Annotated in this window: 12 protein-coding genes; 7 read left to right on the top strand and 5 right to left on the bottom strand. The window is 71.6% G+C overall.

Going from position 1 to position 13,220, the window contains the following annotated elements:
- The first annotated feature begins 1 nt into the window (after position 1).
- Both ACIBQ8_RS16595 and ACIBQ8_RS16600 read left to right on the top strand, forming a co-directional pair.
- Positions 2–163, top strand: coding sequence for a hypothetical protein (locus tag ACIBQ8_RS16595; RefSeq protein WP_397176858.1), 162 nt, complete (start codon positions 2–4; stop codon positions 161–163).
- Complete coding sequence (locus ACIBQ8_RS16600; RefSeq protein ID WP_397176856.1) at positions 164–457, top strand: GNAT family N-acetyltransferase; 294 nt, start codon at positions 164–166, stop codon at positions 455–457.
- Here ACIBQ8_RS16600 and ACIBQ8_RS16605 read toward each other — a convergent pair.
- Complete coding sequence (locus ACIBQ8_RS16605; protein ID WP_397176854.1) at positions 443–1,594, bottom strand: hypothetical protein; 1,152 nt, start codon at positions 1,592–1,594, stop codon at positions 443–445. The two genes, ACIBQ8_RS16600 and ACIBQ8_RS16605, sit on opposite strands and share 15 nt — an antisense overlap.
- Before the next feature lie 95 nt (positions 1,595–1,689).
- Between ACIBQ8_RS16605 and ACIBQ8_RS16610 the strand changes: the two genes are divergently transcribed.
- Complete coding sequence (locus ACIBQ8_RS16610) at positions 1,690–3,654, top strand: thioredoxin domain-containing protein (protein WP_397192328.1); 1,965 nt, start codon at positions 1,690–1,692, stop codon at positions 3,652–3,654.
- Here the strand turns inward: ACIBQ8_RS16610 and ACIBQ8_RS16615 are convergent.
- Together ACIBQ8_RS16615 and ACIBQ8_RS16620 are read right to left on the bottom strand one after the other, a co-directional pair.
- On the bottom strand, positions 3,640–5,718 hold the full coding sequence (locus ACIBQ8_RS16615) for a transglycosylase domain-containing protein (RefSeq protein ID WP_397192329.1): 2,079 nt from the start codon (positions 5,716–5,718) through the stop codon (positions 3,640–3,642). The two genes, ACIBQ8_RS16610 and ACIBQ8_RS16615, sit on opposite strands and share 15 nt — an antisense overlap.
- A gap of 217 nt (positions 5,719–5,935) precedes the next feature.
- A complete protein-coding gene (locus tag ACIBQ8_RS16620) occupies positions 5,936–6,415 on the bottom strand; it encodes an Lrp/AsnC family transcriptional regulator (RefSeq protein WP_397176849.1) in 480 nt (159 codons plus the stop codon).
- A gap of 130 nt (positions 6,416–6,545) precedes the next feature.
- Here ACIBQ8_RS16620 and hppD point away from each other — a divergent pair, with 130 nt between their 5' ends.
- The 4 genes from hppD to ACIBQ8_RS16640 all read left to right on the top strand — a co-directional run bounded on the left by hppD (position 6,546) and on the right by ACIBQ8_RS16640 (position 10,484).
- Positions 6,546–7,628, top strand: coding sequence for a 4-hydroxyphenylpyruvate dioxygenase (gene hppD / locus ACIBQ8_RS16625; protein ID WP_397192330.1), 1,083 nt, complete (start codon positions 6,546–6,548; stop codon positions 7,626–7,628).
- Between the two features lie 186 nt (positions 7,629–7,814).
- On the top strand, positions 7,815–9,221 hold the full coding sequence (locus tag ACIBQ8_RS16630; RefSeq protein WP_397176845.1) for a M1 family metallopeptidase: 1,407 nt from the start codon (positions 7,815–7,817) through the stop codon (positions 9,219–9,221).
- A 73-nt stretch (positions 9,222–9,294) separates the two neighbouring features.
- On the top strand, positions 9,295–9,840 hold the full coding sequence (locus tag ACIBQ8_RS16635; RefSeq protein ID WP_397176844.1) for an RNA polymerase sigma factor: 546 nt from the start codon (positions 9,295–9,297) through the stop codon (positions 9,838–9,840).
- Positions 9,837–10,484, top strand: a complete 648-nt coding sequence (locus ACIBQ8_RS16640; protein ID WP_397176842.1) for a hypothetical protein — start codon at positions 9,837–9,839, stop codon at positions 10,482–10,484. The genes ACIBQ8_RS16635 and ACIBQ8_RS16640 overlap by 4 nt, the downstream gene beginning before the upstream one ends.
- 114 nt (positions 10,485–10,598) lie before the next feature.
- Here ACIBQ8_RS16640 and ACIBQ8_RS16645 read toward each other — a convergent pair whose 3' ends face one another.
- The gene (locus tag ACIBQ8_RS16645) at positions 10,599–11,882 is read right to left on the bottom strand and encodes an ROK family protein (protein ID WP_397192331.1); all 1,284 of its coding nucleotides are present in this window, start codon (positions 11,880–11,882) and stop codon (positions 10,599–10,601) included.
- Positions 11,879–13,060, bottom strand: coding sequence for an FIST N-terminal domain-containing protein (locus ACIBQ8_RS16650; RefSeq protein ID WP_352353142.1), 1,182 nt, complete (start codon positions 13,058–13,060; stop codon positions 11,879–11,881). The genes ACIBQ8_RS16645 and ACIBQ8_RS16650 overlap by 4 nt, the downstream gene beginning before the upstream one ends.
- Between the last annotated feature and the right edge of the window lie 160 nt (positions 13,061–13,220).

The raw sequence follows: 13,220 nt of genomic DNA on the forward strand, positions 1-13,220 counted from the left end.
TGTGACAGTTCTCGCAGCTGGTGATGTCAGTCCGGGTCTGCTCGGCTTCGTCGTCGTCGCCCTCATCGGGCTGGCCCTCTACATCCTCATCAAGTCGATGAACAAGCAGATGTCGAAGATCCAGGTACCGCACGAGGGCGAGACGGACAGGAAAGCCGATTAGATGCCTATCGAAGTAGTCGACAACTCGACGGAGTGCCGCTTCGAGATCCTCCTCGACGGCAAGGTCGCCGGGTTCGCCGACTATCGACTGCTGCCCACGAAAGTCGTCTTCACGCACACCGAGGTGCTGCCCGCCTACGAGGGCCAGGGCCTGGCGAGCAGGCTCGTCGAGTACGCCCTGCGCACGAGCGTCGACACCGGGCTGCGCATCGTGCCGCTGTGCCCGTACGTGGCCCGCTACATCGAGCGTCACCCCGAGTTCAAGGAGCACAGCGACTCGTCAGTCGCGGGGTGACCAGGCGCGTTCCAGGGCCTTGGGCAGGCCCCACCAGCCGAGCGGGGTCAGCACCTCGTCGGCGTCCACGATGCCCAGGTAGGTCCACAGGCTGACCACCGAGGCGAACAGGCCCTCGGTGGCGTCGAGGTCGTCGTCGTCCTGCTCGCCCGACTCGATGTCGTCGGACTCGGCGATGAGCCTGGCCAGGCGTTCCGGCGAGGCCAGCACCCCGGGCCCCATGCGGGCCAGCGCCGCCACCGCGGCCAGCCAGTCGGCGTGCTGGATCGCGCACAGGTTGGCCAGGGCGGCGTCCTCGTGGCCGAGCTCCCCCTCCAGGTCGGCGAACTCCTCCGGCACGTCGTCGTCCTCGGACAGGTCGGAGATCGGCCCGGCCACGCCCGCCGCCACCGCCAGCCACAGCTCCCGGTCGTCGTCGGGCATCGGCCGGTCGTCGAAACCGGCGCAGGCGCGCAGCACGTTCGCGGGGTAGCCGGGCAGGTCCAGCAGCACGCGCAGGCGCGCGGCGGCCAGCTCCAGCTCGACCAGGGGCAGCTCGGGCGCCTTGGGCAGCTCGCCGACGATGCGGCGCAGCTCCGACAGCGCGAACGCCTCCTCCTCGTCGAGGGCGGCGAACAGCTCCTCGTCCTGCTCGTCGCTGACCGCGAAGCCGGGAACCCGTCCGTCGGGCAGCGGCGTGGCCAGCCAGTGCTCCTGGAGCTCCTCGTACGCGCGGCGGGCGGCGTGGTCGCCCAGGGCCAGCGCGTCGGGGTCGATCTGGCCGGCGGCGACGCGCTCCTCCAGGAAGGAGACCATGCGCCCGAACATCTCGGCCGCGACCGGGCCGCGCTCGTCCTCCTCGGGCCAGACGAAGTAGCTGGGCGTCATGAGGATCGGCTCGGTGCCGGTGGACTCGACCCAGCGCTGCACGTCGCCGACGGTGGCCACCCCCGCCTCGATGGAGCTGAGCGCGGCCTTGGCGGAGTCCCAGAACGGCTGCGAGAGCGGGTTGCCCGCCGACACCATGGCCCGCCGCAGATCGGGCAGCGCCACCAGCGCCACGCCCGAGGGCACGGCCAGCAGCGCGCGGGCGACGTCCCTGCGCGTGACGGCGGCCGGCGGGCGGCCCGCGTGGGCGCAGACGTAGTCGATGTCCACGCCCGTAACCTACGCCGTCCGCCCCGCCCGAGTCAGCCGCGGGGGTGGCGGCCCGGCCCCGGTGACGCGGTTTAGGGTGAGCGGGGGAGGTCCTGATGAACCGGTTGAACGACGCCACGAGCCCTTACCTGCTGCAGCACGCGGGCAATCCCGTCGACTGGCACCCGTGGGGCGAGGAGGCGTTCGCCGAGGCCCGGCGCCGGGACGTGCCGCTGCTGATCAGCGTGGGTTACTCGGCGTGCCACTGGTGCCACGTGATGGCCCACGAGAGCTTCGAGGACGCCGACACGGCCGCCCTCATGAACGAGCACTTCGTCAACGTCAAGGTCGACCGCGAGGAGCGGCCCGACGTCGACGCCGTCTACATGACGGCCACCCAGGCCATGACCCAGCAGGGCGGCTGGCCGATGACGGTGTTCGCCACGCCCGACGGCCATCCGTTCTACTGCGGCACGTACTTCCCGCGCCCCCACTTCCGGCGGCTGCTGGCCGAGATCCACCGGGTGTGGACCGGCGACCGGGAGTCGGTGCTGGCGCAGGGCGCCAAGGTGGTCGAGGCGCTCAACCAGAACACCGCGTTCCCGCGCGGCGGCACGCCGGAGGCGGAGACGCTGGAGCGGGCCGTCGCCAACCTGCGCGAGTCGTTCGACCCGGTCAACGGCGGGTTCGGCGGCGCGCCGAAGTTCCCGCCGTCGATGGTCCTGGAGTTCCTGCTGCGCCGCGGCGAGCGCGAGATGAGCGGCCGGACGCTCGAAGCCATGGCCCGCGGCGGCATCTACGACCAGCTCGGCGGCGGTTTCGCGCGGTACAGCGTCGACGCCGAGTGGGTGGTCCCGCACTTCGAGAAGATGCTCTACGACAACGCCCTGCTGCTGCGGGTCTACACCCACTGGTGGAAGGCGGGCGGCGGCGACCTGGCCCGCCGGGTGGCGCTGGAGACGGCCGGCTGGATGCTGCGCGAGCTGCGCACGCCCGAGGGCGGCCTCGCCTCGGCCCTCGACGCCGACAGCGAGGGCGTGGAGGGCAAGTTCTACGTCTGGACGCCCGAGGAGCTGCGCGAGGTCCTGGGCGACGACGACGGCCGCTGGGCCACCGGGCTGTTCGACGTCACCGGCACGTTCGAGCACGGCACGTCGGTGCTCCAGCTCCCGCGCGACCCCGAGGACCAGGTGCGGTACGCCGGCGTGCGCGGCAGGCTGCTGGCGGCCAGGGAGCTGCGGGTGCGGCCGGGCCGCGACGACAAGGTCGTGGCGTCCTGGAACGGCCTGGCCGTCGCGGCCCTCGCGGAGACCGGCGTGGTGTTCGAGCGTCCCGACCTGGTCGAGGCCGCCACGGCGGCGGCCGAGCTGCTCGCGGAGGTGCACACGAGCGGCGGGCGGCTGCTGCGCACCTCCCGCGACGGTCGCGCGGGCGCCAACGCGGGCGTGCTGGAGGACTACGCGAACGTGGCCGAGGGCCTGATCTCCCTCTATGGCGTGACCGGCGCGACGAAATGGCTCCGGCTGGCCGGGACGCTGCTCGACACGGTCCTCGACCGCTTCTCCGACGGCTCCGGCGGCTTCTACGACACCGCTGACGACGCCGAACGGCTGTTCCAGCGCCCACAGGACCCCACCGACAACGCCACGCCCTCCGGCCAGTACGCGGCCGCGGGGGCCCTGCTCTCCTACGGCGCGCTGACCGGCTCGGCCAGGCACCGGGAGGCCGCCGCGGCCGCGCTCGCCACGGTGTCGGTGCTGGCCGACCGGCACGCCAGGTTCGCCGGCTGGGGGCTGGCCGTGGCCCGCGCGGCGCTCGACGGGCCCGTGGAGGTGGCGGTCGTCGGCAGCCCCGCCGACCCGCGTACGGCCGCCCTGCACCGGGCGGCGCTGCTGGCCGACGTGCCGGGCCTGGTGGTCGCGCCCGGCGACGGCGAGGCCGGCGGCGAGCCCTTCCCCGCGCTGCTGGAGGGGCGCGGGCCCGTCGGCGGCGCGCCGGCCGCCTACGTGTGCAGGGGGTTCGCCTGCCGGCTGCCGGTCACCACGGTGGAGGAGCTGCGGGCCGAGCTAGCCGGTGCCTGACGGCCGGCCCAGGTTGTCGCGCTGGGTGTCACGCTGGGTGTCACGGCCCTCGTCCGGGGGGCCCTGAGGCTGGTCGGAGGGGGCCGTGGGCGCGTCCTGGGGGCGTTCGTCCTGGCGGTCGCGGCCGGTCCTGCCGTTGTCGCCGGAGCCGTCGTCGGTGGGCGCCTCGGTGACCGCCGGGTCGCCGAACGGCTGCTGATCGGTGGGGCCGGCGTCGGGGTTGTCCCACTCGTTCTGGTCGGCGGGCGGGGTCGGCTGCTGGTCGCGGACGTCGCGGCCGCGGTCGGGCGGCGAGTAGGAGGACTCGTAGCCGTACTGGGAGGGCTCGGGGAACTCCTCGACGGGCTCGCCGGCCATGGCCTCGGTCATGAACGCCCGCCAGATCTGCGCCGGGAGCTGGCCGCCGAACTGCGTGCCGTAGCCGGGGATGGTGACGGTCTCGTCGTCGCTGCGGAACATGTTCACGGCGACGGCGAGCTGCGGGACGAACCCGTTGAACCAGACGTTCTTGGAGTCGTCGGTGGTGCCGGTCTTGCCGGCGACCGGACGGTCGTAGAGGCGGGCGGCGGTGCCGGTGCCGTACTTGACGACCTGCTGCATCGCGTAGACGGTGTCGGCGGCGGCCTGCTCCCCCACCACCTTCGTGGCGACGGGCTTGACCGTCTTCTTCTCGCCCTTGCCGTCGGTGACCGACTTCACCACGTGGGCCTCCATGTGCACGCCCTTGTTGGCGAAGGTGGAGAAGCCCGAGGCGTTCTGGACGGCGCTGACCGAGGACACGCCGAGCGGGAACGTCGCGTACGCCTGTTGCCCCTGCAACTGCTCCTTGGGGATGCCCGCGGCCTCGGCGACGGCCGCGACCTTGTCCAGCCCGACCTTCTGGCCGAGGTCGACGAAGGCCGTGTTGACCGAGTTCTGGGTGGCGCTGACCAGGTTGATCTGGCCGTAGGAGCGGCCGCTGTCGTTGGGGATGGGCTTGTCGGCCGAGGCCACCCGCAGCGGCGAGTTGCCGTCGACCCTGGTGGACAGGTCGAAGCCGTTGTCGAGCGCGGCGGCCAGCGTGTACGGCTTGAACGTCGACCCCGCCATCCGCTTGGCCGAGAACGCGTTGTCGTAGTCGCCGACCTGGTCGTGGCGGCCGCCGTAGAAGGCGACGACCTCGCCGGTGGCCGGATCGACGGCGGCCAGCCCGGTGCGCACCTTCTTGGGCGTCGAGTCCGGGAGGACGTCCTTGACCGCCTGCTCGGCCGCCGTCATGAGCTTCTTGTCGAACGTCGTGACGATCTTCAGGCCGCCGCTGTTGATGGTCTCGTCGGAGTAGCCGCGCCGGTTGAGCTCGGCGGTGACCTGGTCGAGCATGTACTGGCCCTGGCCCTTGAGCTCGAACGGCTTCTTGGGCGCCTTGAGCACCGGGAACCGCTCGGCGGCGGCCTGCTGACGCGACAGCGCGCCCGTCTGGCCCATGGCGTTGATCACGGCCTGCCACCGGGAGCGGGCCGCGTCGAGGTCGGCGCCCTCGGGGTCGGCGAACCGGCTGGGCTGCTGGATGACCGCCGCCAGGTACGCGCCCTCGGCGACGGTGAGCTTGTCGACGTCCTTGCCGAAGTAGGCGCGCGCGGCCGACTGGACGCCGTTGGCGCCGCGGCCGAAGTAGATCGTGTTGAGGTACTGCTCCAGCACCCAGTCCTTCGACTTGGACTGGTCGACCTTCATCGCGATGAGGATCTCTTTGAACTTGCGGGTGACCGAGCGCTCCTGGCTGAGACCGCTGTAGTAGTTGCGCACGAGCTGCTGGGTGATCGTGGAGCCGCCCTGGAGCTGCTGCCCGGTGACGGTGGACCAGACGGCCCGCGCGGTGCCCTTGAGCGAGACGCCGCCGTCGTTGTAGAACGAGCGGTTCTCGGCGGCGATGACCGCGTCGCGCACGTGCTTGGGCACCTTGGCCAGCTCGACGTTCCGGCGGTCGACGCCCTGCCGGGCGAGGACCGTCTTGCCGTCGCGGTAATAGATCACCGAGCCTTCGGCGGTGGCCGATTTCTGCGTGCTGTCGGGAATGGGAGTCATCGCCCACGCAATGGCGAAAAGACCGGCCAGCACGGCGATTCCGGCGCCGAAAGAGATCAACACTATTCGGAGTACGCGCCGTTTCCGCATGCCTTTTCCACCACCGCCCCGCATCCGAGACCCCCCTCTGAGACACCCTCGCCCAACCCCCGCAAGCTGGGCGAATGTCAAGGGTAAACGATCGATAACGGTGCCTCGTCCCTAAGCGATGGTACGTCTAGCGCCCGCCGCGGCGCGGAACATCGGCGACCAAAGGCAGCACTCGGTAAGGAACCGGTGTGTCGAGTGCGATGATCGAAGAAGTCCTGAGCACCCCCTGAACATCCACGATTTGGTCGATGACCCTTTGCAGGTCGGCATTCGTCCGCGCGACCACCCGGCACAGCAGGTCCGCGCCGCCGGTGATGGTGTGCACCTCCAGCACCTCGGGGATGTGGGCCAGCCGGGTGGCGACCGGGTCGTGCCCGGAGACCTGCCTGATCTCCATGGTGACGAACGCCGTCACGTCGTAGCCGAGCGCCACGGGCGACACGTCGGGCCCGAACCCGGTGATCACGCCCCTGGCCACCAGCCGGTCGAGCCTGGCCTGGACGGTGCCGCGGGCCACGCCGAGGCGGCGGGAGCACTCCAGCACGCCCAGTCGCGGCTCGGCGGTCAGCAGCGAGATCAGCCGGGCGTCCAGTTCGTCGATCGTCATGCTGTACAAGTTCTCCGACTCGGACCCGGGATGGGTGGACAGAATGTGCACTCGTTCAAGTAACTGTTGCACAACTCGTCCAGCTAAATCGAGAGTTGGAGGTATGACTGATGTCTTTCCGGTTAACGGCATGGACGCCGTGGTGTTCGCCGTGGGCAACGCCCGGCAGGCCGCCCACTACTACTCGACCGCTTTCGGCATGCGACTGGCGGCCTACCGCGGGCCGGAGAACGGCAGCCGCGACGAGGTCGCCTACGTCCTGACCTCGGGCAGCGCCACCTTCGAGTTCAGGGCCTCGATCCGGCCCGGCACGGACATGGCCAGGCACGTCGCCGAGCACGGTGACGGCGTGATCGACCTGGCCATCCAGGTGCCCGACGTGGAGGCCGGGTACGCCTACGCCGTCGCCCACGGCGCCACGGGGCTGGTGGAGCCGTACACGCTGGAGGACGAGCACGGCAAGGTGGTGCTCGCGGCCATCGCCACCTACGGCGAGACCCGGCACACGCTCGTGGACAGGTCCAACTACGGGGGCGCGTACCTGCCCGGTTACGTGCCGGCCGAGCCGCTCGTCGCGCCGCCCGCGACGAAGACCGGACGCCTGTTCCAGGCGGTCGACCACTGCGTCGGCAACGTCGAGCTCGGCAAGATGGACGAGTGGGTGGAGTTCTACCGCAAGGTGATGGGCTTCACGAACATGGCCGAGTTCGTCGGCGACGACATCGCGACCGAGTACTCGGCGCTGATGTCCAAGGTCGTGGCCGACGGCACGCGCAAGGTCAAGTTCCCGCTGAACGAGCCGGCGATCAGCCGCAAGAAGTCGCAGATCGACGAGTACCTGGAGTTCTACGGCGGGCCCGGCGTGCAGCACATCGCCCTGGCCACCAACGACATCCTCACCACCGTCGACCACATGCGCGCGGCGGGCGTGCAGTTCCTCGACACGCCCGACTCCTACTACGACGACCCCGAGCTGCGCGAGCGCATCGGGCAGGTCAGGGCGCCGATCGAGGAGCTGAAGAAGCGCAAGATCCTGGTCGACCGCGACGAGGACGGCTACCTGCTGCAGATCTTCACCCAGCCGGTCCAGGACCGTCCCACGGTCTTCTTCGAGCTGATCGAGCGGCACGGGTCGCTCGGGTTCGGCAAGGGCAACTTCAAGGCCCTGTTCGAGGCGATCGAGCGCGAGCAGGAACGCAGGGGCAACCTTTAGTTTGTCCCGACTTAGTGGGGGTGATCTGGATTTTATGGGACCATCACCACTTTCTGGGCTGATGGGGCGCCGGCGGCGGGGAGCCGCCGGCGCCTCCGGCTGTTCCCCCTCCACGGTGACGAGTCGTCGGGAACGCGTGACCCAGCGTAAGATTCCGGTCACGGGTTGAAGGGGGCTGGTTCACCTATGCGGATCAGAAGACGCGGCGCGGCCGTGCTGGTGGCGCTGATCAGCGTGCTCGCGTGCGCGCCCACCGACGAGCCGCCGCCCCGCTCGGCCGCCGGCCGCCACACGGGCGCGCCGGGCATCGGCGACCCCGACTTCCCCGAGGACGGCAACGGCGGCTACGACGTCGCCCACTACTCGCTGACCGTCGACTACACCCCGGCCACCAAGCGGCTCACCGGCCTGACGAAGATCCGCGCCAAGGCCACCCAAGACCTGTCGAGCTTCAACCTCGACCTCACCGGCCTCGACGTCGCCAAGGTCAGCGTCGACGGCTCGCCCGCGCGCTTCTCCCGCAAGGGCGGCGAGCTGACCGTGACCCCGGCCGCGCGGCTCGCCGCCGGCTCGCCGTTCACCGCCGAGATCTCCTACTCCGGCAGCCCCACGCCCGCCAAGGACACCGCCAACCTGGGCACGTACGGGTTCATCCCCACCGCCGACGGCGCGTTCGTGGCCTCCGAGCCCAACGGCTCCAAGACCTGGTTCCCCAGCAACGACCACCCGGCCGACAAGGCCACGTTCGACTTCGCGGTCACCGTGCCCGCCGGCCTGACCGTCGTGGCCAACGGCGAGCAGAGCGCGCCGCCGTCCACCGCGGGCGGCCGCACCACCTACCGGTGGAGCGAGCGGCACCCGATGGCCACCTACCTCGCCACGGCCACGATCGGCAAGTTCGAGGTGCGCCAGGGCCGTTCGCCGGGCGGCATCCCGACGTACGCGGCCGTCGATCCGAAGTTCAAGACCGGCCTCGACCGCGTCTACGACGTCTCGGGCGAGATCACCGACTACTGGAGCACGGTCTTCGGCCCCTACCCGTTCTCCTCGACCGGCGCCGTCGTCGACGACTACTCGGCCGGCTACGCCCTGGAGAACCAGACCAAGCCCCTCTACGGCGGCTTCGACCCCGACGAGGGCATCATCGCCCACGAGCTGGCCCACCAGTGGTTCGGCGACAGCCTGACCATCAAGCGGTGGAAGGACCTGTGGCTCAACGAGGGCTTCGCGACGTACGCGGAGTGGCTGTGGTCGGAGCACCGGGGCAAGAAGACCGCCGACACCATCTTCAAGGACTTCTACAACCGCGGCGCCAAAGACCCGATGTGGTCCTACCCGCCGGGCCGGGCCAAGCCCGGCGACCTGTTCAACGAGTCGGTCTACACCCGCGGCGGCATGGCGCTGCACGCCCTGCGCAAGGCGGTCGGCGACCCGACGTTCTTCAAGCTGCTCAAGACCTGGACCGCCGATCACCGCTACGGCAACGTCACCACGCGGCAGTTCGTCGACCTGTCCGAACGGCTGTCCGGCAAGGACCTCGACCCGCTCTTCGACGCGTGGCTCTTCCAGCCGCGCCGCCCCACCCTCGCCTGACCTGCGCAGAAACGCTTTCCTTGGGCCGGGCCAAGTACAGGTGTAAGGGCGAACGACGAAGGGAGCGAGGCCAGTGCGCCTCAACGAGGACCCGGCGGCCTTCGAGGCCTTCTACCGCCGCCATGTCGACGTCGTCATGCGGTTCGTGGTCCGGCGGGTGAGCGATCCTCACCTGGCCGCCGACCTGACCGCCGACGTCTTCCTGGCGGCCCTCGACTCGGCCCACACCTACGTGCCGGGCCGGGGCAGCCAGACCGCGTGGTTGTACGGCGTGGCCCGCAACGTGGTGTCGGCCCAGCTCCGCAGGTCGGCCAGGGAAGCGCGGGCGGCCGGCCGGATCGCGGGGCGGCGGCTGATGGACGACGACGACCTCGTCCGGATGGAGGAGCGGATCGACGCCGAGCGCGGCATGCGCGGCGCCCTGGAGGCCATGGCGGGCCTGCCGGAGGGCGAACGCGCGGTGCTGGAGCTCGTGGCGATCGACCAGCTCACCGTCTCCGAGGCGGCCGCCGCCCTCGGCATCAGGCAGGTGACCGCGCGGGTCCGCCTGCATCGGGCCAGACGCGCCCTGGAGAACGTCGCTTCGCCGTCGGCCATGTACGTGGAGGGACAGGCATGAACACTTTCGAGGAGCGGTTGCTGGGCGCGCTCAAGGCGGAGATGGCGGCCGGGACGCAGCCCGTCCCGGCTCCGGTCGTCCGGCGGCCCCGGCGCAGGGTCGTGGGGCTCGCCGCGGCGGCCGCCAGCGTCGCCGTGGTCGCCACCGTGACGGCCACCGGCCTGTTCGGCGGTGGGCCCGCTTACGCGGTGACCGGGACGGCCGACGGCGGGGTGGCGGTGGAGATCAACGCCTTCCGGGACCCCGGCGGGCTGGCGGACGAGCTGGCGGCGGCGGGGGTCAAGGCGGTGGTGGACTATCTGCCGTACGGCCAGACCTGCAAGCAGCCGCGAGGGCGGAACGGGGGCGGCGAGGGGCGCTTCGAGGCGAGCATCGGCAGGAGCGGCGGCGGGATCTCCTTCCGGATCGCCAAGGGCCAGGTCCCGGCGGGGCAGACCCTGGTGCTGGCGGTCACCCTGGACAGGAGCGGGCCCGAGGCTCCGCCGGTGTCCACCTCGCTGCAGGTCGTCCAGGGGGAGGTGGGCCGGTGCGAACCGGTCGCGATGCCCGTCCCGCCGGCGGGCGACCACAACGACGACCGTTCCGGCCCCCGTACGGACACGGGCGACGACGCGGGCTCGGGCGTGCACACCCAGGAGGGCTGACCTCCTAGAGCCCGGCCAGGAACACCGGGCGGGCCGCGGGCCTGCGCACCCTCATCCCGCACCCGCCCGGCACCCCTCCCACAGGAGCCACGTCGCGAACGTCACCCGTGGGGCTCAGGGGCGGGTGGGGGGCCAGTAGGCGTCGCCGGCCAGGAGGAGGGCGGCGGCGCCTACCAGGCCGGCCTCCTGTCCGAGGGCGGCGGGGACGACCTTGAGGCGGCGGGCGAAGCCCATGCGGGCGTGGTCCCGCAGCGCCTCCTCCAAGGGGCCGAACAGGGGCTCGCCGGCCTGCGACAGGCCGCCGCCGATCGTCACCAGGTCCAGGTCGCACAGGTGGGTGGCGGAGGCGATCGCGATCCCGAGCGCCCGTCCGGCTCGCCGCATCGCCAGCAGGGCCACGGGGTCGCCGGCGAGCGCGTCGGCCGCCAGCGCCCGCCCGGTGACCGCCCGATCCTCCTGGTACGCCTCGAGTCCCATCCCCGCCGCCCCACCGGCGCCCATCGCCCCTTCACGCCCCTGGCCCGCAAGCGGCCCCCGCTCACGGCCCTGTCCGGCGGCCTCCGCACCTCCGCGGCCCTGTCCCGGAAATGGCGCGCCATCGCGGGGGTCAAGGGGGGAGGAGGGGCCGGGGGCGTTGAGCTGCTTGGCGCTGTGGATGGCAGAGGCGGTGGGGCTGGCGGAGGCGGACGAGCTGGGGGTGGCGCTGCGGGCCAAGGGGGCGCCGGGGCTGAAGGTGGCGCCAGGCCCCGCGGTGGTGGAGGGGTTGTCGGGGGCGGAGGGGCTGAGGGGGGTGGTGGGGTGGCTGTTCGGGGTGGGGGTCCAGCCTTGGGATTGGGCCCAGGTGGTCAAGGCGGGGCCGCGGGCGACTGCTTCCAGGCAGCCGTGGCCGCCGCAGCCGCAGCGGGGGCCGCCGTCCGGTTCGACGACGACGTGCCCGATGTGGCCGGCGTTGCCCGTGCCGCCGTTGACCAGGCGTCCGCCCAGGATCAGGCCGCCGCCGACGCCGGTGGAGACCACCATGCCCAGCATGTCGGCGCTTCCCCGGCCGGCGCCCTGCCAGTGTTCGGCGATGGCCAGGCAGATGGCGTCGTTGTGGAGGCGTACCGGTAAACCGGGGAACCGGCCGGCCAGCCGGGCGCGCAGCGGGAAGCCGCGCCAGCCGGGGATGTTGAGCGGCGAGACCTCGCCGTCGGGCCAGGTCATCGGCCCGCCGCAGCCCACGCCCACCCCTTCGGCGCGCTCCGACAGGGGGTCGATGAGGGTGGTGAGGGTGTGCCACAGCGTCTCGGCGTCGGCGTTCTGGGGGGTGGCGGCGCGCCGGGAGGTGATCACGGTGCCGTCAGGGGCCACCAGCCCGGCGGCCATCTTGGTGCCGCCGACGTCGATCGCCAGGATCACGACAGCTCCGGCTCCGCGGCGCTGGAGAAGACCAGCACGGACGCCGTGAGCCCGTGCACGTGGTTGTGGCCGCCGACCGGCCCGACCTCGCCCGCGGCGAAGAAGCCCGCGACGCCGATCGGTCCCAGCGTGTCGCGCAGGGCGACCGGGTCGTGGTCGGCGGTGCCGAACATCGCCGAGCCACGGCCGTTGCACGAGAACAGCAGCGCGCCGTCCACCTTGCCGAGCTCCTCGCGGTGGGCGTCGAGCAGGTCGTACAGGTCCTCGTCGGCGGTGGCCGCGTCCCTGACCTGGAAGCGCACGGTACGGCCGATCTCCACGATGTCGCCGATGGCCACGGCCTCGCGTTCGGGGTCGATGCCGATGACGCCTCTGATGAGGAAGTCGCCGCGTTCGTGACGTTCGGCGTACTCGTCCATGGCCACGCCGATCTGCAGGCCGGCGGCGACCAGTTCGCGGTCGTCCTCGTCCAGCTCGCTGACGATGTCCTCCAGCCTCGCCAGCGCGGGCTGACCGGCCAGTTCGAGCAGCAGGTTCTCCTCCGAGGCCGTGACCACCATGCTGGGCCCGATCGGGCGGCAGCCCTGGCTGACCACCGTACTGATCTTGATCGGCCCGCTGAGCAGGACGCCGATCGCGCCCTCGGTGTAGATCTTGCCGTCCGCGAACAGCCGTACGGATCCCCTGCCCTGCAGCCCGTTGGCCAGGCCGCCGATCAGCGGCAGGTCGCCGAGCACGTCGACCGAGCGCTCCACGAACGCGTCGGTCGGAAAGGTGTACGGGTCGGCCAGCAGGATCGCCACGTGGTCGTCGCCGGTGCGCTCGGGCAGCCCGACGACCACGAACCGGTCCTCGGCCGCCAGCGTCTCCAGGGCGAACGTGGTGAGCCTGGCCCCCTCCAGGGTGGCCGCCCACGCGCTCACCGCGGGCGTCAGCTCGACCCCCTGCCCGTCGCCGATCACACCGGTGGCGCTGCATCCGATCACGTGCGCCTCGGGCGCCAGCTTCATCGCGGCCTGGCCGGCTCTGGCGACGTCCTCGGGGTCCTCGCCACAGATGAAGAAGCAGACCAGGTCGGCTTGGCCGCTGAGCCTCGACAGTGCCTGACCGACGGCGCTCTCCGCGGCCTCCACCAGGTCGGAACCCACGGCGAGGCCGTCGGCGAAGCGGCTTGTCATCAAGGCCACGCGTCTCGCCTCCCTCGACATGTGCATGTTCCCTAGGGCCGATTCTCCCCACTAAAGGGACAAGCACGCGTACGAACCGTCACGCAATAGGTCAAGATCCGAAATCTCCGCCAGATGCGAAACTCTCTGCCGCATTTCTCGCGGGGGACGT

This window comes from Nonomuraea sp. NPDC049646, assembly GCF_044465525.1.
In the GTDB taxonomy this organism is placed as follows: Bacteria; Actinomycetota; Actinomycetes; order Streptosporangiales; family Streptosporangiaceae; genus Nonomuraea.